Annotated in this window: 20 protein-coding genes and 2 tRNA genes; 7 read left to right on the forward strand and 15 right to left on the reverse strand. The window is 58.5% G+C overall.

Annotated elements, in window-relative coordinates; translation table 11 throughout:
- Position 1: 1 nt before the first annotated feature.
- The 8 genes from argB to rpmH all read right to left on the reverse strand — a co-directional run bounded on the left by argB (position 2) and on the right by rpmH (position 5,533).
- Positions 2-865 (reverse strand): acetylglutamate kinase, encoded by an 864-nt coding sequence (gene argB, locus JAO82_RS10475; RefSeq protein WP_198686335.1) that lies wholly within the window; start codon positions 863-865, stop codon positions 2-4.
- Between the two features lie 58 nt (positions 866-923).
- Complete coding sequence (gene yihA / locus JAO82_RS10480) at positions 924-1,574, reverse strand: ribosome biogenesis GTP-binding protein YihA/YsxC (protein WP_198686336.1); 651 nt, start codon at positions 1,572-1,574, stop codon at positions 924-926.
- Positions 1,575-1,647: 73 nt separating this feature from the next.
- The gene (gene yidC / locus JAO82_RS10485) at positions 1,648-3,465 is read right to left on the reverse strand and encodes a membrane protein insertase YidC (RefSeq protein ID WP_198686337.1); all 1,818 of its coding nucleotides are present in this window, start codon (positions 3,463-3,465) and stop codon (positions 1,648-1,650) included.
- A 191-nt stretch (positions 3,466-3,656) separates the two neighbouring features.
- Positions 3,657-3,779 carry a hypothetical protein gene (locus tag JAO82_RS14375; protein ID WP_269812823.1) on the reverse strand — a complete coding sequence of 41 codons (123 nt, stop codon included), beginning with the start codon at positions 3,777-3,779 and terminating at the stop codon, positions 3,657-3,659.
- Positions 3,763-4,647: a glutathione-dependent disulfide-bond oxidoreductase gene (yghU, locus tag JAO82_RS10490; RefSeq protein WP_198686338.1), complete on the reverse strand. Its 885-nt coding sequence runs from the start codon at positions 4,645-4,647 to the stop codon at positions 3,763-3,765. Before yghU ends, JAO82_RS14375 begins: the two co-directional genes overlap by 17 nt.
- Before the next feature lie 82 nt (positions 4,648-4,729).
- Positions 4,730-4,963, reverse strand: coding sequence for a membrane protein insertion efficiency factor YidD (gene yidD, locus JAO82_RS10495; RefSeq protein WP_198686339.1), 234 nt, complete (start codon positions 4,961-4,963; stop codon positions 4,730-4,732).
- Positions 4,960-5,376: a ribonuclease P protein component gene (gene rnpA / locus JAO82_RS10500; RefSeq protein WP_198686340.1), complete on the reverse strand. Its 417-nt coding sequence runs from the start codon at positions 5,374-5,376 to the stop codon at positions 4,960-4,962. The genes yidD and rnpA overlap by 4 nt, the downstream gene beginning before the upstream one ends.
- A 22-nt stretch (positions 5,377-5,398) precedes the next feature.
- On the reverse strand, positions 5,399-5,533 hold the full coding sequence (gene rpmH / locus JAO82_RS10505; RefSeq protein ID WP_198686341.1) for a 50S ribosomal protein L34: 135 nt from the start codon (positions 5,531-5,533) through the stop codon (positions 5,399-5,401).
- Positions 5,534-5,824: 291 nt separating this feature from the next.
- Between rpmH and JAO82_RS10510 the strand changes: the two genes are divergently transcribed.
- From JAO82_RS10510 to JAO82_RS10520, 3 genes are read left to right on the forward strand one after another with little or no spacing between them, the layout of a single operon-like run.
- Entirely contained in the window at positions 5,825-6,556 is a 732-nt protein-coding gene (locus JAO82_RS10510) for a TVP38/TMEM64 family protein (RefSeq protein WP_198686342.1), read from the forward strand.
- A gap of 1 nt (position 6,557) precedes the next feature.
- Positions 6,558-7,976, forward strand: a complete 1,419-nt coding sequence (locus JAO82_RS10515; RefSeq protein ID WP_198686343.1) for a dihydrolipoyl dehydrogenase family protein — start codon at positions 6,558-6,560, stop codon at positions 7,974-7,976.
- Between the two features lie 16 nt (positions 7,977-7,992).
- Entirely contained in the window at positions 7,993-9,399 is a 1,407-nt protein-coding gene (locus JAO82_RS10520; RefSeq protein WP_198686344.1) for a sensor histidine kinase, read from the forward strand.
- A gap of 42 nt (positions 9,400-9,441) precedes the next feature.
- Here the strand turns inward: JAO82_RS10520 and JAO82_RS10525 are convergent, their stop codons facing one another.
- From JAO82_RS10525 to JAO82_RS10535, 3 genes are all read right to left on the reverse strand, one after another.
- Positions 9,442-10,143 carry a hypothetical protein gene (locus JAO82_RS10525; RefSeq protein ID WP_198686345.1) on the reverse strand — a complete coding sequence of 234 codons (702 nt, stop codon included), beginning with the start codon at positions 10,141-10,143 and terminating at the stop codon, positions 9,442-9,444.
- Positions 10,144-10,215: 72 nt separating this feature from the next.
- A complete protein-coding gene (locus JAO82_RS10530; protein ID WP_232897346.1) occupies positions 10,216-11,553 on the reverse strand; it encodes a TolC family outer membrane protein in 1,338 nt (445 codons plus the stop codon).
- 129 nt (positions 11,554-11,682) lie between these two features.
- A complete protein-coding gene (locus JAO82_RS10535; RefSeq protein WP_198686347.1) occupies positions 11,683-12,336 on the reverse strand; it encodes a protein-L-isoaspartate O-methyltransferase family protein in 654 nt (217 codons plus the stop codon).
- 268 nt (positions 12,337-12,604) lie between these two features.
- On the opposite strand from JAO82_RS10535, the gene JAO82_RS10540 reads away from it, so the two are divergent.
- Positions 12,605-12,678 (forward strand) — tRNA-Cys (locus JAO82_RS10540).
- Between the two features lie 171 nt (positions 12,679-12,849).
- Here the strand turns inward: JAO82_RS10540 and JAO82_RS10545 are convergent.
- Positions 12,850-12,926 (reverse strand) — tRNA-Ile (locus JAO82_RS10545).
- Positions 12,927-13,133: 207 nt separating this feature from the next.
- Between JAO82_RS10545 and purM the strand changes: the two genes are divergently transcribed.
- The 3 genes from purM (at position 13,134) to rnd (ending at position 16,043) form a co-directional block, all read left to right on the forward strand.
- Positions 13,134-14,180: a phosphoribosylformylglycinamidine cyclo-ligase gene (purM, locus tag JAO82_RS10550; protein ID WP_198686348.1), complete on the forward strand. Its 1,047-nt coding sequence runs from the start codon at positions 13,134-13,136 to the stop codon at positions 14,178-14,180.
- Positions 14,177-14,773: a phosphoribosylglycinamide formyltransferase gene (gene purN, locus JAO82_RS10555; RefSeq protein WP_198686349.1), complete on the forward strand. Its 597-nt coding sequence runs from the start codon at positions 14,177-14,179 to the stop codon at positions 14,771-14,773. The genes purM and purN overlap by 4 nt, the downstream gene beginning before the upstream one ends.
- Before the next feature lie 112 nt (positions 14,774-14,885).
- Positions 14,886-16,043: a ribonuclease D gene (gene rnd, locus JAO82_RS10560; protein WP_198686350.1), complete on the forward strand. Its 1,158-nt coding sequence runs from the start codon at positions 14,886-14,888 to the stop codon at positions 16,041-16,043.
- Between the two features lie 286 nt (positions 16,044-16,329).
- On the opposite strand, the gene JAO82_RS10565 is transcribed toward rnd, so the two are convergent.
- The 3 genes from JAO82_RS10565 to JAO82_RS10575 all read right to left on the reverse strand — a co-directional run bounded on the left by JAO82_RS10565 (position 16,330) and on the right by JAO82_RS10575 (position 19,189).
- Positions 16,330-17,739 carry an Nramp family divalent metal transporter gene (locus JAO82_RS10565; protein WP_198686351.1) on the reverse strand — a complete coding sequence of 470 codons (1,410 nt, stop codon included), beginning with the start codon at positions 17,737-17,739 and terminating at the stop codon, positions 16,330-16,332.
- 469 nt (positions 17,740-18,208) lie between these two features.
- Positions 18,209-18,805, reverse strand: coding sequence for a recombination mediator RecR (gene recR / locus JAO82_RS10570; RefSeq protein ID WP_198686352.1), 597 nt, complete (start codon positions 18,803-18,805; stop codon positions 18,209-18,211).
- Positions 18,806-18,844: 39 nt separating this feature from the next.
- On the reverse strand, positions 18,845-19,189 hold the full coding sequence (locus tag JAO82_RS10575; protein ID WP_198686353.1) for a YbaB/EbfC family nucleoid-associated protein: 345 nt from the start codon (positions 19,187-19,189) through the stop codon (positions 18,845-18,847).
- Between the last annotated feature and the right edge of the window lie 7 nt (positions 19,190-19,196).

The following is a 19,196-nucleotide window of genomic DNA, read 5'->3' on the forward strand; positions in this document are numbered from 1 at the left end:
CTTAGTCTGGCCGGATCAGCGAACCCGCGCCATGTTCGGTATAAAGCTCCAGCAGACAGGCATTGGGCGCGCGCCCGTCCAGAATAACCACGGCACGCACGCCATTTGCGATCGCTTCCAGCGCGGTTTCGGTCTTCGGGATCATGCCCCCGGCGATCACGCCGTCACGGATCAACTGGCGGATTTGCTCGGCTTTGAGCTCTGTCACGACCTCGCCCTCGGCATTCTTGACGCCCGGCACATCGGTCAGCAGCAGCAGGCGGTCGGCTTTCAGCGCGGCAGCAATCGCCCCGGCGGCAGTGTCACCATTGATGTTGAACGTCTCGCCATTGCGTCCGGCCCCCAGCGGCGCGATCACCGGGATCATGTCGTTGGAAAACAGGGTGGTTAGAAGTTTCGGGTTCAGCTTGGTAGGGTTGCCGACAAAACCCAGCGCCGGATCGGCCTGATCGCAGGTGATCAGCTTGGCATCCTTGCCGGACAACCCGACGGCCATGCCGCCCTGACTATTGATTGCCTGCACGATGCGCTTGTTAACAAGGCCTGACAGTACCATCTCGACCACCTCGACAGTGGCCTTGTCGGTCACGCGCTTGCCGCTGACGAACTCGGATATCACGCCTTGCCGCTCCAACATGGCGTTAATCATCGGGCCGCCGCCATGCACGATCACCGGGTTTACCCCGACCTGCTGCATCAGCACCACATCGCGTGCGAACATGTCCATGGCCGCATCGCTGGACATGGCGTGACCGCCCAACTTGATGACGACGGTCGCGCCATCATAGCGTTGCAGATAGGGCAGGGCGCTTGAGAGCGTTTCGGCGGCGGCGATCCAGTCGCGGTTCATTTTTCGTGTCTTCATCCGTAACATCCGTTTGGCGCGCAATTGCCACTGAAACGCCCCTGCGCACAAGGGCTGCTTATTCCAAAGTCGCGATGATACTGCGCAGCGTGGCGATCCCGTCACCCTTTTCTGACGAGGTCACAACGATTTCGGGAAAGGCTGCCGGATGGTTGGCCAATACGCCGCGTACCTGATCAAGTACGCGGGAGCGATCTTTTTCCTTGATCTTGTCGGCCTTGGTGATCACCACCTGAAAGGTGACGGCGGAACTGTCCAGCAGCGCGAGAATTTCCTGATCGACCTTTTTGATACCGTGGCGCGCATCGATGAGCACGAACGCACGGCGCAGCGTCTGCCGACCCGAGAGATATTGTCTCAACAAGCGTTGCCATTTCTCGACCACCGGCAGGGGTGCATTGGCATAGCCATAGCCGGGGAGGTCGACCAGGTAACGTTCGACTCCCAAGGTAAAGAAGTTTATCTCCTGCGTGCGTCCCGGCGTGTTGGACGCACGGGCCAATCCCTTGCGCCCGGTCAGGGCATTGATCAGGCTGGATTTCCCCACATTTGAGCGGCCAGCGAAACAGACCTCGACCCGATCGGCAGGCGGCATACCGGCCATGGCGACAACGCCCTTGAGAAACTCGGTCTGTCCGGCGAACAGCTTGCGCCCAGTCTCGGCGCTGGCCTGATCGGGTGGTTCTGCGACAGAAAACTGAATCTGCATCACAGTGGCGCACCCAAGCCGAAATCGATGAAACCTGCTTCAGGAAGATATCGCAGGCTGATGGCCGAAATGGTCATTTCTTTTCAGCCTTTGGCTTGCGGGAAAAGCTGGACAGGATGTTGCCCAACAGGTCGGGCTTATAGCCCTGAGAGCGCATGATCAAATACTGCTGAGTAAAGGTGATCGTATTGTTGGCGATCCAGTAGACCACCAGCCCGCTGGCGAAGCTGCCCAGCATGAACATGAATACCCAAGGCATCCACGCAAAGATCATCTGCTGGGTTGGATCGGTGGGCGCTGGGTTCAGCTTTTGCTGCAGCCACATCGAAATACCAAGCAGCAGAGGCAAAATGCCAATCAGGATCGTTGCCATCACGCTGCCCGGCTCGGGTCCGGCCCAAGGCAACAGCCCGAACAGGTTGATGATCGAGGTCGGATCAGGCGCACTGAGGTCCTGAAACGGGCCGAAAAACGGTGCGTGGCGCAGTTCGATGGTGACGAAGATCACCTTGTAGAGCGAGAAGAAAATCGGGATCTGCATCAGAATCGGCAAGCAGCCCGCCGCAGGGTTCACCTTTTCCTTCTTGTAAAGCTCCATCATGCCCTGTTGCATCTTCTGGCGGTCGTCTCCGGCCTTTTCTTTCAGCGCTTGCATCTGTGGCTGAAGCTCTTTCATCTTCGCCATCGAGACATAGGATTTATAGGCCAGCGGGAACAGCAACGCTTTGATGATCAGCGTCAGGCCGATGATCGACCAGCCCATATTGCCGATCAACTGGTTGATATTGTGCAGCAGCCAGAAGATTGGCTTGGTCAGGAAAAAGAACCAGCCCCAGTCGATGCTGTCGAGAAAGTTTTGAATCCCACTGCGCTCGTAGTCGCGCAGGGTTGCCCATTCCTTGGCGCCGACGAACAGGCGCGTGGTGACGCTTGAGGATGCGCCATCGGCCACCTGTTGGGTCTGCAGAACCGCTTCGGTTTGGTAAATATCACGTTGTTCGTCATATTTGGCCACCGATTTGAAGGCGGTACCGGGCGCGGGAATGAGAGTGGACATCCAGTAATGATCGGTAAAGCCAACCCATCCATTCTCGGCTACCGAGGTCGTTTCCGATCGCGTGCTGTCTCGGCTATCATGGGGGAAATCGGCCATTTTCTTATATTTGACCTCGGTCAGCTTGCCATCGGCGACACCCACCATACCCTCATGCAGGATGAAGAAACTCTTCAGGTTATCGGGTTTGCCGTGCCGGCGCAGCAGGCCGTAGGGGGCGATGTTGGCGGTGGCCCCTGAGGCGTTCTCGACCGACTGTGTGATCGTGAACATGTAATCCTTGTCCACCGAAATCTCGCGGCGGAACGTCATGCCATTGCCGTTGTCCCAGATCAGGGTGACTGGCGAGTCGACGGCAAGGGTTTCACCCTTTTCAATCTGCCATTCGGTGTTGGGGCCGGGTACATCCTGTGGGGCCAATCCAGCACCAGCCGCCCAGCCATAAAGCGCATAAAAGGCCGAACCGTCGCCTGCGGGCTTAAGGACCGACACGATCGGCGAGTCATCCTCAAGGGTGACGCGATAGTCCTTAAGCGACAGATCGTCGATCCGCCCGCCGACCAGCGAGATAGAGCCGACTAAGCTGGGCGTGTCGATTTCTATGCGCGGCGCGTCTGCCAGCGTATCAACAACCGGTTCTTTGGGGGGCGTTGCGGCTTGAGGCTGATCGCTCGCATTCGAAGGTGTTAGAGGGGCCTGCTCGGCTCCCGTTTGCTCAACCTGTGTCGCCTCGGGAGAGGGTTCCGGCTTTTCTGGCGGAAACAGCAGAAACCATCCCAGTATCACGGCGAAACTGAGCGCTGTTGCGAGGATGAGGTTCTTGTTCTGATTGTCCATCGGGGAACCGGCCACCTTATATATGCAATGACTGGAGGGGTTCAACAGAGTGCGACCCCAAAGGTCAAGTAGATTCCCCCGAAATGCGGCTCTGCAAGAATGTGGGGCGGTGTAAATGTGATCGAATTGTAGGGCAGCAGGGTGGTAATGCTGAAATTCTGGGCCGAGCAGTTCGAACTGCTCGGCCTTGATCACGAGAAAGCGGTCGCGCTTGATGCGCGACGGTGCATGTTGACCGATCGAGGCAAGGTCTTGCCTGCGGCGAGCGCCTCGATACCGGAGATACCGCCGGTGTCATCAAGTGATCTGATCACCGCTTTCGAGCTGGTCTTGGGTCCGGGTCTCGAAATCAGATGCGTCATGGCGCTCGTGCAACTGCATTTCCGGCTCGCCAAAGGTGCGGTTTACCATACGACCGCGTTGGACCGCGGGGCGCTTATCGATCTGTTGTGCCCAACGGAGCACGTTCTTGTAGCTTCCTGCATCGAGGAATGTCGCTGCGTCGTAAAGACGGCCAAGTACCAGCTGACCATACCAAGGCCAGATTGCCATATCGGCAATCGTGTATTCAGAACCTCCGATGTAGTCGTTTTCGGCCAGGTCGCGATCAAGGACGTCCAATTGACGCTTTGTCTCCATCGCGTAGCGGTCGATCGGGTATTCCAGAGGTTCCGGCGCGTAGGCATAGAAATGGCCAAAGCCGCCGCCCAGAAACGGTGCGCTGCCCATTTGCCAGAATAGCCAGGACAGGCATTCGGTCCGGGCGCGGGGTTCGGTCGGCAAAAACGCACCGAATCGCTCGGCCAGATACAGCAGGATCGCGCCAGATTCGAAAACGCGCGTTGGGGGCGTTGTCGAGTTATCCATCAGAGCAGGAATTTTTGAGTTCGGGTTAACGTTAACGAATCCGCTGGAAAATTGGTCGCCGTCGCCGATCTTGATCAGCCAAGCGTCATATTCGGCTTGGTCATGGCCCAATTCGAGCAGTTCCTCGAACATGATCGTGACTTTGACGCCATTGGGCGTGGCGAGCGAATAAAGCTGGAAGGGGTGTTTGCCGACCGGCAACTCTTTGTCATGGGTTGGGCCGGCAATGGGGCGGTTGGTGCTGGCGAAGCGTCCGCCTGATTCGTTGTCCCACGTCCAGACCTTTGGCGGAGTGTAAGCGGTGTTATCAGACATCGGATTTATCCCTTCTTGTTCGCGTTCCCTCTACACTTAAGTCAAGCAGACCAAAGTTGCACGGGGGCGCAAGTGCGGGCCGTTAGTCGTTTCGGCGGTCAGGCACCGGGTCAAAGCCGGACCCGCCAAAGGGATGGCAGCGCCCAATGCGCCGCAATACCAGCCAGCCGCCTTTAACCCCGCCGTGCTTTTCCAAGGCTTCCAGCGCATAGGCACTGCAGGTGGGTTGATAGCGACAGTTGAAGCCGACCCACGGCGAAAAAATCAGCCGATATGCGCGTACCGGTAGTGATAAAAGGCGCGCAAAAGGGGTCACGGATGATCGCGGTGCAGTTTGCGCAATGCATAGCGCAGATCGTTCTGCAGCGCTTCAAACGGGCGGTCAGCGGTTGCGTTAACGCGGCCGATCAACACATAGTCCCAGCCGGGACGCCCCAGCTCTGGCAGGACTAGCCGCGCAATCTCGCGCAGGCGGCGCTTTGCGCGATTGCGCGCGACTGCATTGCCGACCTTCTTGGAGCAAGTGAAACCGACGCGGATGCCGGCCCCTTCATCCGAGCCTCGCTCGCGAGCCTGTACCATCATACCGGCGGTTCCCTGACGACGGGCGCGGGCCGCGCGGAGAAAGTCAGCGCGTTTTGTCAAGATTTCGAGCGAACGAGCGGAAACCGCCGGATGCATTGCCTCTGGAGCGGGGGTGCCGTTCTTTGGGGCGTCCGACGGTGTCATGCCGTTCGTGCTAGGCGCTGGATTAAGCGCTTAGTTCCTTGCGACCACGCGCGCGGCGTGCGTTCAGGATCTTGCGTCCGCCTTTAGTTGCCATGCGGGCGCGGAACCCGTGGCGACGCTTGCGAACCAGGTTCGAGGGTTGAAAGGTGCGTTTCATCGCTCCGTCTCCAGTATTGCGGTCGGGTACGGCGCAGATTCGCCCCCGGTGAACTTCGATAAGAACGGTTCTTTAAGCGGACCCGCCCGGCAAGTCAAACCCTGCGGCACGGCAAACTGGTCAGAATTGAAACATTTTCCAGTCGCGCCGTGACGAATCGCTCGGTCGGGCCTTGTGGTCGCAGCGAATCTCACAAAATCGCCTTCATGGATCAAGGCCGCGTGAAAGCCCTGTCCACAGTCTGTGCTTGTCGGCATGGTGGAGCCAACGAGAGCAGAAACAGGCCGTGACATGTGCGAGACCTCGCAAATATCGAAAACCGCAGTGATCCGGTATCTGCCGCTACTGATAATTGTCATCATTGCGGTAATTGGGACCTTAAGCCTGCGCGAATATATCAGTTTCGACACTTTACGCGCCAATCGTGAGGCGCTGCTAGGTTATCGCGATCAACATTTTGCGGCGCTGGTCTGCGGATTCGTTCTGGTTTACGTGGCGATCGTGGCGTTTTCGCTCCCCGGCGCTGCGGTGACGTCGGTCGCGGGTGGCTTTTTGTTCGGAATGGTTCCGGGCACTGTGTTGAACGTCATCGCCGCAACCACCGGCGCCTGCATCATCTTCTGGGCCGCGCGGCTGGGGCTGGGGGCGACGCTGTCGGCAAAGCTGGACGCCACACAGGGAGCCGCCAAGAAATTCAAGGCCCGACTGGGTGAAAACGAAATCAGCGTGTTGCTTCTGTTGCGTCTGGTTCCGGCGGTACCGTTTTTTGTGGCCAACCTTTTACCGGCTCTGGTTGGCGTCCGGTTCAGCCGTTTTCTGTGGACCACCGGGCTGGGGATCATTCCCGGCGCAATTGTATATACATCGATTGGTGTGGGCGTGGGGGAAGTGTTCGACCGGGGCGAAACCCCGGATCTGTCGCTAATATGGGAGCCCCATGTGATCGCCCCGATTCTTGGCTTGTGTGCGCTGGCAGCTCTGCCCATCGTGTTGCGGATGGTCCGGGGAAAGTCAGAGTTCTGAAGTGGCGAAAATAAAAACCGACCTCTTGGTAATCGGTGCCGGATCAGGCGGCCTGTCGCTGGCTGCGGGCGCGGTTCAGATGGGGGCAGATGTTGTTCTGCTCGAAGGGAATCGCATGGGCGGAGATTGTTTGAATTTCGGCTGTGTGCCGTCCAAAGCCCTGATTGCCAGCGCAAACGCCGCGCATGGTCAGGCCAATACGGCCCGTTTGGGCGTGGCGAATGCCGTGCCGCAGGCTGATTACCAGGCCGTAATGGCGCATGTCGCCGATGTTATCGCCCAGATCGCGCCGGTCGACAGTCAGGAGCGCTTTGAGCAATTGGGGGTGAGGGTGATCCGCGAATTCGGTCAGTTCATTTCCCCGACCGAGGTCCGGGCGGGGGAGCATGTCATTACCGCGCGGCGGATCGTCATTGCGACTGGCTCGGCTCCGTTGGTGCCGCCAATTCGGGGGATCGAAACCGTCCCCCATCTGACCAACGAAACCCTGTTTGATCTGCGCGAAAAGCCGGAGCATCTGCTGATCATCGGCGGCGGTCCGATTGGCGTAGAGATGGCACAAGCGCATCGGCGTCTGGGCTGTGATGTGACGATCATCGAAGCCGCGCATGCGCTGGGCCGGGATGATCCTGAACTCTCGGCTATCGTGCTGGACACGCTGCGCGACGAGGGGGTCGAAATCGTCGAGGATGCCAAGGTCGCCAGTATTCGCGGCGGGGCAGGGGCCATCGTGGTCGAAACAAAAGGCGGGCATATCTTCAATGGCAGCCATCTGCTGGTTGCGGCGGGCCGCAAAGCGAATATCGATCGGCTGAATCTTGAAGCCGCTGGGATCGAAGCCACAAGCTCCGGCGTCAGGGTGGATGAGCGTCTGCGCAGTACGAACCGCCGGGTCTATGCGATCGGGGATGTTGCCGGGGATATGCAGTTTACCCACGTTGCGGGCTATCACGCCAATGTCGTGATCCGCTCGATATTGTTCGCCCTCCCGTCGCGCGGGAAAAATGCGCATCTGCCGCATGTCACCTATACCGATCCGGAGCTGGCGCAAATTGGCATGACCGAAGTGCAGGCGCGCGAGCAACATGGCGACAAGCTGACAATCGCCTGCTTCGATTATGATGAAAACGATCGCGCGATTGCGACGCGCCAGACCAGCGGTTTCATCAAGGTGATGGTGGTCAGGGGGCGCCCGGTTGGCGTCAGCATCGTCGGGGCGCAGGCCGGTGAAGCGATAGGTCTTTGGGCGCTTGCGTTGGCGAATGGTTTGAAAATGAGCCAGATTGCGGCGATGGTCGCGCCTTATCCCACGCTGGGCGAGATCAATAAACGCGCCGCCGGGGCCTATTTCTCGCCGCGACTGTTTGATAACCCTATGATCAAGCGGGTCGTGAGGGCCATCCAGTACTGGGTGCCCTGATCGAAGAAGGGACAACATGCTGAACACGCTTTCGGGCCGCTTTCTGATTTTGACGACGGTCTTCGTCATGTTGGCCGAGGTTCTGATTTTTGTGCCCTCGGTGGCGCGCTTTCGCGAAGACTATCTGCGCAACCGTTTGGAACGGGCGCAAATCGCTTCTTTGGCGCTGCTGGCGGATGGCATGATCGATAGCGAGCTTGAGGCAGAACTGCTGGAAAATGCCGAAGTGTTCAACGTCGTGCTGCGGCGCAACGAAGTGCGTCAGCTGGTGCTGGATTCGCCGCTCCCCGAGGCGATTTCGGCGACCTACGATCTGCGCTATGCTGGGCCGTTCACTCTGATCCGCGATGCGATGACCCGCCTGTTCAAGCCAGAAAACCAGATCATCCGAGTGATCGGCGCGCCGGTACGACGGGCTGGGTTGCTGATCGAGATCACGATGGAGACAGCCCCGCTGCGCATGGCGATGATCGATTATGGCCTGCGTATTCTTGCCCTTTCGGCGGTCATTTCGATCTTTACCGCGCTGCTTTTGTTTATTGCGGTGCGTATGCTGCTGGTGCGCCCGATCAAGGGGGTGGTCAGTTATATGCAGCGCTATGCGTCCGCGCCTGAAGATGCGCATGGTATCATCACCCCCAGCGCGAGCGTCGCGGAACTGCGCGAGGCTGAAGAGGCGCTGTTGACGCTGCAAACTCAGCTGACACAGGCGCTCCGGCAAAAGGAGCGGCTGGCGCAGCTCGGCGCGGCGGTTGCCAAGGTCAGCCATGATTTGCGCAATATTCTGACCAGCGCGCAGTTGTTCACCGACCGGATCGGCGCCAGCGAAGATCCGGCAGTGCGGCGTTTGGCGCCAAAGCTTGTGAATTCGATCACCCGGGCCGTGAACCTCACGGAATCCACCCTGGCTTTTGGCAAAGCAGAAGAGCCGCCGCCGCGACTGAGCCGGGTGCGGTTGCTGGATATCGTGTCGGATGTGTTGGACAGTGAGCGTCTGGCCGTTGAGGATTCACAGGATATCAGCCTGTCCGAGGATGTACCGGCCACGTTGATGGTGCGCGCCGATCCCGAACAATTGTTTCGGGTGATCTTCAATCTTGTGCGGAATGCACGACAAGCACTGGCGCAAGCGGGAAAAGGCGGTGAAATTAGCATTTCTGCGGCAGAAGAAGATGACCATTGCGTGATTACTGTTGCCGACACGGGCCCCGGTTTGCCGCAAAAAGCGCAAATGCATCTGTTCACGCCCTTCCAAGGTGGGGCGCGCAGTGGCGGCGTTGGTCTGGGATTGGCCATTTCCGCCGAATTGGTGCGCGGTCATGGCGGCCGTTTGGAGCTGAAGCGCACCGGCCCTGACGGCACCGTGTTCGGGATCATTCTACCGCTTGGCGATACGATTTTGCATAATGTGCAGAGTGTTTAGGGCACCCTAACGTCTGTCGACAGAGAGGACGGCGGGCGACACTCAATCCAGGCCCTGCGCAGCCATGGCGCGCTGGATCTCCCTGCGCACCAGCTTGCGGATGGTGCGGGTAATGCGTTGGCCCGCCTCGCCTTGCAATTCTTTATGCACGATGTCCGACACCAATTTCTGCAGGGATTCGGAATCCATCAAAGCATCGGTCACAGCCGTTAAATCTGGCTGTGCGTCGGGCCGGATTGCATCATCTGGGGCGCTGGCTTGTGGGGTGGTTGGGCTATCGCCACCGGTGTTAGCGTCAGGCCGAAGGGTGACCGTGCCGACATCGGTCCCGGCATAATCATCTCCAACTGAGCCGTCCGGCTCCCACTGATCATCGGTTTCGGCAATTGCAGTTTCCAGCGCTGCGATACGTGAACTAAGCGCTACAAAAGACCGGGTCTGTGGAGGGTGATCTGAACTGCGAGCGAAATCATCCGTGTGGGCTTCGGGCGCATCCTTCTCGTTGCTCAATGCCGGATCTGACGGGATTGGCTGGTTTAGCACCAGCGGGATCGTTTGCTCGCTTTGACCCTGCGTCTGATCCGAGTCATCAGCCACGCGCAGCGCCGATGTTAAAACAAGCTTCTCTTCATGCGACCTGTCCGCTTCTGCAACGTCCGATCGATGGCGATCCCCTTCGGCTACAAGTCGTCGTATCGATGAAAGAGTATCCTCGATCTCGATGGGTTTGTCGTGATCGGACATCGTTTAACCCCTTTCGCGTTCGGGGCGAGTGTAACCGTTGCCCGTGATTGGCACAACAGAACGAGAGAAACGTCACTCTTTCCCAAGCGCCTTAAGAACACGATCCAGATCCCGGCTTTGTTTAGACGTCCGAGCAGGCGCATCCTTGACCAGATTGTAATACAGCGCGGGATCATAAACCTGTACGGCAAGGCCCAGATGTTCGACCGTCAGCAAACCCTGTGCGGCAAGCAACTGAAACGCAGCGATGGATTCTTCGGCGCGTGCGGAAATCTGCGCTGTGCGGGCATCAAGTAACTCCTGCTCTGCCTGAAGCACATCTAGCGTGGTGCGCGCGCCCAGCTTGGCTTCCTCGCGGATACCGTCAAAGGCCACCTGCGCGGCGCGGATTCGTTCATTGCTGGCCGCAAGGCTGGCGCGGGCCACCTCATAGCGCACGAAGGCATTGGTGGCCGTTAGTCCAATGTTCTCCTGAACCGTCAAAAGGTTCGCGCGTATGCTGTCGCGGGTAGCCATGACGCGGCGTATCTGTGAATTTAGGCTGCCGCCACGATAGATTGGTTGGCTGAGATTGAGCGAGATGGAAGCTTCGCGATTATAACCAGAGTCGCTCAGGCCTTCTGACGCACCGATCTGGCCGCGCAGCGCCACCGACGGACCCAGAGCACTTTCGGCCTGCCGGATGTTCAACTCCGCCGCCGCCACCTGTCGTTGGGCTGCCAGAATGTCGGGGTGATTGCGTACCGCAACGGCAACAGCCGCATCCGATGTTGCCGGGGCGCTGGGCAGTTTGGGTTGCTGCACCAGATTGTTGGGTTTGTGTCCTACCGCCGCAAGGTATTCGGCGCGTGCGTTGTCAAGCTGCCCTCGCGCGGCTGCCAGATTGCTGCGAGCGGCGGCCTGGCTTGATTCAGCCAGTGCCACATCGGTGCGGGTGACTTCACCCACCTCAAACCGGTCTTGCGCGGCACGCAATTCCTCGCCCAGAAGGCCCACGTTGTTTTCGCGCAGTGCTACGTTTTGCTGTTGCAGCACAACGTTGAAATAAGCCGCGACAGCGCGCAGCAGGATTTGCTGCTCGACAGAAATCAGGGTTTGCCGCGTGGCCAGCACCGTTTCCTTTGCCGCCTTGACCGCATAGCGCCTGCCGCCGCTGTCAAATAGCAACAATTCGGCAGTCAGGCCCAGAAAGCTGGTTTGGGTGCTACTTCCGCGACGGTCAGTGCGTGTCACCGACGCCGTCCAGTCGATTATCGGACGCAGGGTCGCAACCGCTTGCGCCACGTCCTCATCAGCGGCGCGCAGCAGCGCGCGGTTCTGTTCCAGAAGGCCGCTGGTATTGTAAGCACCGATCATGGCGTCGGCCAGATTGTCCGCCCGCGCTTGCCCCGAAACAAATCCTGCGAGCATCAGCCCTGCAGATAGCGCGGCAATTCTCACTGTCTTCAATGTGTATGACCTGCCCATTGGTATCCCTCTGCCTCATTTGGCCCGATTAAGAACTGCCGGGCTCGCTGTCGAAGACGCTGCCCCGCCGCTTCAGAGGGCAAAGGCCTCTTGTTTCTCGTACCCTTCAAGAACCGGCGCAGACGCGTTGAAGTCAAACCGCCAGACCAGCACCCCATCGGACTTCAGGCCGATCCGGACGATGCCCAGATTTTGCTCCATGAACAGGCAAGCAATCCGCCCGCCCTCCTTGAGCTGATCCGCTATTGACGCGGGCAGTTCCTCGACACCGCCTTGGATAAGGATCACATCATAGAGTCCGTGTTCGGCTGCGCCTTGAGCCAGCGGACCAGTATGGACCACGACATTGTCGGCACCGACTTCGGCCAGTATGGCAGGGGCTTCACTGGCCATGGCCTCATCGGATTCCACCGCCACGACAGCCTGCGCAAGGCGTGAAATCACGGCCGATGAATAGCCATAGGCGCTGCCGATATCCAAGACCAGATCGGACCCGCTGACATCCAAGGCTTCGAGAATTTTTGCCAGGGTGCGCGGCTCTAGCAGCACACGTCCCGAACCGAGCTCGATGTTCTCGCCGATATAGGCCGCTTCGCGCTGGTTGTTGGGGACGAACTTTTCACGCGGGATGTCCAGCATCGCCTGAATGATCGGAAACCGCGTGACATCTGAGGGGCGAACCTGTGTATCCACCATGATGTTGCGACGCGCGACAAAGTCAGTCATTGTAAAACCCGTTTGTTCACTCGGTTATAATGGTTCTGACACATCATCACCGGACCGGCAACGTCCCGATGTCAGTTTTTCGCCCATATGCGGCGCGGCTGCGACAGGTTGCTGAGTTGTGCCAGATGCCTTCGCACATCTGCCGAAACTTAGTGACGATAGTGGTGGAAAGCGCTTGCAGCCGGTTTGAAAATACGTCATGAAGGCTGTCGCGGTTGGTAGCATGCGCGAGTGTATTTAGCGCAGGCGACCCTAACCCCACCACGAGGGCGAGTTGGCGGAGTGGTGACGCAGCGGATTGCAAATCCGTGAACACCGGTTCGATTCCGGTACTCGCCTCCAGCACTATCAAGCGCTTAGCTTAACCATCTTGATCAGTGCGACAGGGGCTGTCGTCAAACAAATTAGGTGGTTCTCGAAGTCAAGATATGGCTCGATTCACACCGTCAATTCTGTCGCAGGTTCGCTGAACTCTGGAGCAAACTGCATTCAAAGTATACATTACTAAGCAAATGGTAGGCCCGGCAGGACTTGAACCCGCAACCAAAGCGTTATGAGCGCTCTGCTCTAACCAATTGAGCTACAGGCCCGCCTGTACGGTGCGTATCATGATCAGCGCCCGCGTCAAGTCCGAGCGTTGCAAGCTTGCAAGCAATCGACTACAGCGTTGCGACTTTTCACGGCGAAACAAAGCATCACGAATTGCCCCTCAGTGCGATGAGAGGTAGAAAAGCGTGATCAAACGTAATGCCGAAATGCGGTAATTTGCGCCAGAGGCGGTCAAGGGAAACAAGGCGATGACGACAGAAAAAACCGGTATGACCTATGCCGATGCAGGCGTGGATATCGATGCAGGCAACGCATTGGTAGAGCGGATCAAACCGGCGGCCAAACGCACCGCGCGCTCCGGCGTGGTCAGCGGGCTGGGCGGGTTTGGCGCGCTGTTCGACCTGAAGGCAGCCGGCTATTCGGATCCGGTTCTGGTCGCGGCGACCGATGGCGTTGGCACCAAACTGCGGATTGCGATCGATACCGGAAATATTGACGGCGTGGGCGTCGATCTGGTGGCGATGTGCGTTAACGATTTGGTGTGCCAAGGGGCCGAGCCGCTGTTCTTTCTCGACTATTTCGCCACCGGCAAGCTGGAGACCGATCAGGCGGCGCGGATTGTCGAAAGCATCGCACGCGGTTGCGAACAGTCCGGATGCGCCCTGATCGGTGGCGAAACCGCCGAGATGCCTGGCATGTATCCGGCAGGCGATTTCGACCTTGCGGGCTTTGCTGTCGGTGCGATGGAGCGCGGTACGGTGTTGCCTGCCGAAGTGGCTCCCGGTGATGTAGTGCTGGGACTGGCGAGCGATGGGGTTCATTCAAACGGTTATTCGTTGGTGCGCCGCATTGTTGAGGTGTCCGGGCTGGACTGGGACGCCAAATCTCCGTTCGGTGAAGGGGCGCTTGGGGAGGCGCTGCTGACGCCGACACGCCTTTATGTCAAACAAGCGTTGGCTGCGATTCGGGCGGGTGGGGTGCATGCATTGGCCCATATCACCGGCGGCGGGCTGACCGAAAACCTGCCCCGAGTGCTGCCCGACAGCATGGGCGCGCAGATCGACCTGACTGGCTGGACGCTGCCGCCGGTGTTTAACTGGCTTGCCAGCGTTGGCGGGATCGCCGAGGCCGAGATGCTTAAAACTTTCAACTGCGGAATCGGAATGGTTCTGGTTTGTGATCCCGCCCGCGCCGATACCTTGACAGAACTGTTGGAGCGGGCGGGCGAAACCGTCCGACGCCTTGGCACCGTTACCGATCAACCGGGCCTGATCTATGAGGGCGCGCTGCGGTGAGCGCCCGGCGCGTTGCGATCCTGATTTCCGGCGGCGGGTCCAACATGCTTGCCCTGCTAGACAGCATGCGCGGCGACCATCCCGCGCGGCCCTGTCTGGTGCTGTCAAACGAGCCGGATGCGGCCGGATTGGTTCATGCCTCACAACGCGGTGTGCCGATTGCAGCAGTCGATCATCGCCCCTTTGCCGGTGATCGCGCCGCTTTCGAGGCGGCCCTGATGAGGCCGCTCGAAGCAGCAAATCCGGATATCATCTGCCTTGCCGGTTTCATGCGGGTGCTGACGCCCGGTTTCGTCACGCATTGGCAGGGCCGGATGTTGAACATCCACCCGTCGCTCTTGCCGAAATATCGCGGCTTGCACACCCATACTCGCGCGCTTGCCGCCGGAGACAGCGAACATGGCTGCACCGTCCATCAGGTAACGGGCGCACTGGATGATGGCCCGATTCTGGGGCAGGCGCGGGTTCCGGTTTTGGAGCAGGACACCGCCCAAACTCTGACCGCGCGGGTGCTGGAACAGGAGCACCGGCTTTACCCGGCGGTGCTGAAGCGGTTTGTGCAAGGGAATCGGGCACCGCTTTACCTGAAATGACGCTCAAATACGGCGTCGGTGCTTTTAAATTCCGCGACCCTGTTTTATGACCGAGTAGCAGGGCGCGGAACAGTTCATTTCACCTGCCCTGACCACAACAAAAAGACAGCAGATGAAAACCATTACCACGACCCAAGACCTGGCCGCCTTTTGCGAAGAGGCGCGACAGCACGATTATGTCACCGTCGATACCGAGTTCATGCGCGAGCGCACGTTTTATTCAAAGCTGTGTCTGGTGCAACTGGCCATGCCGGGAACCCATGAGGAAAATGCGGTGTTGGTCGATCCGCTGGTCGAGGGCCTCTCGCTCGAGCCACTTTACGATCTGTTCCGTGATGAGAGTGTGGTCAAGGTGTTCCACGCGGCGCGACAGGATCTGGAAATCTTCTGGGTGGAGGCGGGGGTTTTCCCCAAGCCGCTGTTCGATACGCAGGTCGCGGCGATGGTTTGCGGTTTCGGCGAGCAGGCGGGATATGAAACACTGGTGCGCAAGATCACGCGCGGTTCGGTCGACAAATCCTCGCGGTTCACCGATTGGTCGCGGCGTCCGCTGCGCGATAGCCAGAAGGCCTATGCGTTGGCCGATGTGACGCATCTGCGGCAAATCTATGAGCATCTTGCCGCAGAGCTGGAACGTAGTGGCCGGACTCGTTGGGTGGCTGAAGAATTGCAGAGTCTGACTGATCCGGAAACCTATTTCACCCGTCCCGAAGAGGCATGGAAACGGGTCAAGACCCGCACCATTACGCCCAAGTTTCTGGCCGTCGTGCGGGAGCTGGCCGCCTTTCGCGAACGCCATGCGCAAGATAACAACATTCCGCGCAACCGGGTGTTCAAGGATGACGCGCTGATTGAACTGGCCACGGCGAAGCCGCGCACAATGGCTGATCTGGGTGGTCTGCGCCTGCTGCTGCGCGAAGCCCGGCGCGGGACGATTGCCGAGGGCATTCTGGCCGCAGTCGAACGTGGCGTGAACTGCCCGACCGAGGAAATGCCCAAGCCGGATCGCAGCCGGGAAAAGCTGCAGGTCAATCCGGCGCTCGCTGACTTGTTGCGGGTCTTGCTGAAATCCAAGACCGAAAGTTCGGGTGTCGCTGCGCGCCTGATCGCCCCGAGCGCGGATCTGGATGCAATTGCAGCCGGGTTGCGCGACATGCCGGCGCTGACCGGCTGGCGCCATGAGGTGTTCGGGGCAGATGCATTGCGCCTCTGTGATGGCGAGATCGCCTTGGCCGCGAATGGCCAGACGGTGCAGGTGATCGAGTTATAACCTGCCAACGTGACCGCGTTGTTCGCCCGGTCGCAATCGGCACTCTAACTAGGCATCAAATTTCGGTTGTGCTTCCTATGTCCGTGGATTCGGGTCGGTCGACCTGTTCCCGCAAATGGCTGCGCTTGTTCCGGAATCTTGAGAACGTAAAATCTTCAAGCATGGCCAACCCACAAGCTTTGGCAGGTTGTAAGTTGTTGATTCGAAGCCGGTAAAAGAAAATCGCGCCACGTACTTGCCGTGGCGCGATCTTTGTTGAAAACCAAATTGCCAAAACTGACCGGTTTTACATACTGAACATCATATACAAAACGTAAAGGCTGATCAGCCCAAGTCCGAAAATACCGACCCAGGCCAGGCTCATCAGGAACCGACCGGGCAGATGTTCGCGCTCTTCGGGGCTTTGGAAGCCATCGGTGATGGCTTTGACAGTCAACCAGTAAATAATCGGCGAAAAGACCAGAGCCATGACAGACGCGATCTGAACCACGAGGATCGGACGCGGCATGCCAAACATGATCGCAGCCCCGCCGATGATCCAAAGGACCTGAAAGCCTCGGTGAATCAGCTTGCGAGTGCGAGGGTCGTCCCAGCTTGTTTTCAGGCGGACACAGCACTCCTCAAACACTCGGGCCTGCCCGTCGAAATAGGTCAGAATAGTCGAGAACAGCGCTGCAACGCCCCCGGCGATGATGACCGGAAAGATCCAAGCGCCGAACGTGTCGGTGTAGATGCGCGCAATGGTCAAACCCATTTCCTGCTTAGCGGGGATCAGACCCAGGGGCTTGAGAACCACGGCACCCACAATCAGGAACACCATCCCGGTCAGCATCGCAATGATGTAGGACGTGTTCATATCACGACGATACAGCGTCATGGAGTTCTTCATATAGTCGGGGTGCAGTTCGACGTTGTAGCCTTTTTCGCGCATTTCGCGAACGTAGACCATGCCGCTTTTCTTTTCGACCGCCCAGTTTGACTGCATGGGTGCAACTTCGACGGTGGTCGGGAAGTAGCCCCACATGGCGCCAAATATCAGCATCGCGCCGATTGGCGGCAGGGTGGGCAGCAGGCGTGACATATATTCGCCCGGTGGCGGTGCCTGCAAGGCAAAGGCAACGAAGGACGACAGCGCAAATACGATGATCGCGATTTTGACGGCGTTCTCCAGAGCGGCGTACTTGCCTGCCCAGAGGATCGCCACACTGAGAATCAGTGCTGTCATCGACCATGCTTCAAGCGGCATGAATGGAAAAGCTGCCCAAAGCATGGCACCGCAGCCCAAGGCACGCCCGGCAATACCAAAGGTGTTGGCCAAGGATTGGAAGCCAAGGTACCAGAACGGCCAGTTGCCGACCCGGCCATAGGCTTCCATGACGCTTTCGCCCTTAACCATGGTATAGCGATGGGCGAATTCGAACGCACAGTATTTCAGAAGATAGGCTGCCGGAATGATCCATAGCAGGGCATAGCCAAACTGCGCCCCTGCCGTCGGGCCGTGCATAATGTGGCTTGCGCCGATGCCGGTCATGGCGGCCGCAATGCCGGGGCCGGCGTTTTTCCAAGTATCTTTGAGGGTCGTGCCCGGCGCATCAATAAAGATATCACGGGACTGCTCGACCGGAGGGACTTCGGGGATAGCCCCAGCGTCGGGGACGGCTTCTCGTTTTGGGGTTTCTGTTGTTATCGAGCTCAAGTTATTTCTCCTCCACGTTATTTCGGCACGACCTCTCAGATGCATGGCCTGTAGTGGTTTTGCGGCACAGGTAGCGATATTGTCGTCCGATTTTTTCGGCAAGGCTGTCACGCTTAGGCAGGAACCTCCCCTTTCCAGACGCGATAGGCTTGGTGTTTTGGAGTGTGGTACACCATATTTTTAAAATCAATTAAAATATTTGGTATACATAACAGCAATGAAATTACGTTTGCCTCAGATGCTCTGTTTTCAGGGGGATGTCGAGGGCCAGTCAGCGTGGTTAACGCTCTTGTCGGATTCGGGGTAAGATCGGCCGCCGATGCCCCGCTGTACGGGGAATCGCCGGTTCCCTGCACCAGTGTAAATGGCAAAACGTATAGAAATAACGAGTAGTGAAGATTGCATTTTTGGGAGCGCAGGTACCGCGTCCAAATAGCGCAGGTGGTATTGGAAGCTTCTCGCGAAGGTCTTACAAAATCTCTTTGCGAGCGTTCAGTGCGGCGGTGATGGTGCCGTCATCCAGATAGTCCAGTTCGCCCCCGATCGGCACACCTTGCGCCAAAGAAGTCAGGCGCACCTGACCCTGCAGCCGGTCAGCGATATAATGGGCCGTGGTGACCCCGTCGACGGTGGCATTCAGCGCGAGAATCACCTCGGTCACTTCTTCGGCTGGGATGCGGTCAATCAGGCGGGGAATGCGCAGTTCCTCAGGGCCAACGGAATCCAACGCCGACAAGGTGCCGCCGAGAACATGATAGCGGCCCTTAAACACGCCGGCGCGCTCCATCGCCCACAGATCGCCGACATCCTCAACAACGCAGATCTGTCCGGTGGCGCGTTTGTTCGATGTGCAGATGTCGCAAATATCGGCGGTACCAATATTGCCACAGTTCAGGCATTCCCGCGCGGAATCGGCGACTTGCCGCATCGCATCGGCCAGCGGCGACAGCAACGGTCCGCGTTTACGGATCAAATGCAGCACCGCCCGCCGGGCCGAGCGCGGTCCGAGTCCCGGCAGCCGGGCCATCAGTTCGATCAGGGCCTCGATGGAGTCATTGGATGACATCGCGGGCATAAAATCCAAATGGTGAGATAGGAAACCGCCTTAGAATGGCAGCTTCATGTCCTTGGGCAGACCCATGCCCTCGGTCAGCTTGCCCATTTCTTCTTGAGCCTTTTCGCTGGCTTTGGTCTGGGCATCCTTGATGGCGGCAAGGATCAGGTCTTCGACCACTTCCTTGTCGTCGCTGTTGAAGATCGACGGATCGATATCCAGTGATTTCAGCTCACCCTTGGCGGTGCAAGTCGCCTTGACCAGGCCCGCGCCGGATTCACCCTCAACAATCAGGTTATGCATGTCTTCCTGCAGTTGCGCCATCTTGGTCTGCATTTCCTGCGCGGCTTTCATCATCTTGGACATATCGCCAAGTCCGCCTAGTCCTTTGAGCATGTGCCCT

The sequence above is a fragment of the Pontibaca salina genome, assembly GCF_016307205.1.
In the GTDB taxonomy this organism is placed as follows: Bacteria; Pseudomonadota; Alphaproteobacteria; order Rhodobacterales; family Rhodobacteraceae; genus Pontibaca; species Pontibaca salina.

What these genes read in the sequence shown, in the direction of transcription:
- argB (WP_198686335.1), bottom strand. Translation starts at nt 865, where the DNA reads ATGAAGACACGAAAAATGAACCGCGACTGGATCGCCGCCGCCGAAACG.
- yihA (WP_198686336.1), bottom strand. Translation starts at nt 1,574, where the DNA reads ATGCAGATTCAGTTTTCTGTCGCAGAACCACCCGATCAGGCCAGCGCC.
- yidC (WP_198686337.1), bottom strand. Translation starts at nt 3,465, where the DNA reads ATGGACAATCAGAACAAGAACCTCATCCTCGCAACAGCGCTCAGTTTC.
- yghU (WP_198686338.1), bottom strand. Translation starts at nt 4,647, where the DNA reads ATGTCTGATAACACCGCTTACACTCCGCCAAAGGTCTGGACGTGGGAC.
- rnpA (WP_198686340.1), bottom strand. Translation starts at nt 5,376, where the DNA reads ATGACACCGTCGGACGCCCCAAAGAACGGCACCCCCGCTCCAGAGGCA.
- rpmH (WP_198686341.1), bottom strand. Translation starts at nt 5,533, where the DNA reads ATGAAACGCACCTTTCAACCCTCGAACCTGGTTCGCAAGCGTCGCCAC.
- JAO82_RS10510 (WP_198686342.1), top strand. Translation starts at nt 5,825, where the DNA reads ATGTGCGAGACCTCGCAAATATCGAAAACCGCAGTGATCCGGTATCTG.
- JAO82_RS10520 (WP_198686344.1), top strand. Translation starts at nt 7,993, where the DNA reads ATGCTGAACACGCTTTCGGGCCGCTTTCTGATTTTGACGACGGTCTTC.
- JAO82_RS10525 (WP_198686345.1), bottom strand. Translation starts at nt 10,143, where the DNA reads ATGTCCGATCACGACAAACCCATCGAGATCGAGGATACTCTTTCATCG.
- JAO82_RS10530 (WP_232897346.1), bottom strand. Translation starts at nt 11,553, where the DNA reads ATGCTCGCAGGATTTGTTTCGGGGCAAGCGCGGGCGGACAATCTGGCC.
- JAO82_RS10535 (WP_198686347.1), bottom strand. Translation starts at nt 12,336, where the DNA reads ATGACTGACTTTGTCGCGCGTCGCAACATCATGGTGGATACACAGGTT.
- purM (WP_198686348.1), top strand. Translation starts at nt 13,134, where the DNA reads ATGACGACAGAAAAAACCGGTATGACCTATGCCGATGCAGGCGTGGAT.
- rnd (WP_198686350.1), top strand. Translation starts at nt 14,886, where the DNA reads ATGAAAACCATTACCACGACCCAAGACCTGGCCGCCTTTTGCGAAGAG.
- recR (WP_198686352.1), bottom strand. Translation starts at nt 18,805, where the DNA reads ATGTCATCCAATGACTCCATCGAGGCCCTGATCGAACTGATGGCCCGG.
- JAO82_RS10575 (WP_198686353.1), bottom strand. Translation starts at nt 19,189, where the DNA reads ATGCTCAAAGGACTAGGCGGACTTGGCGATATGTCCAAGATGATGAAA.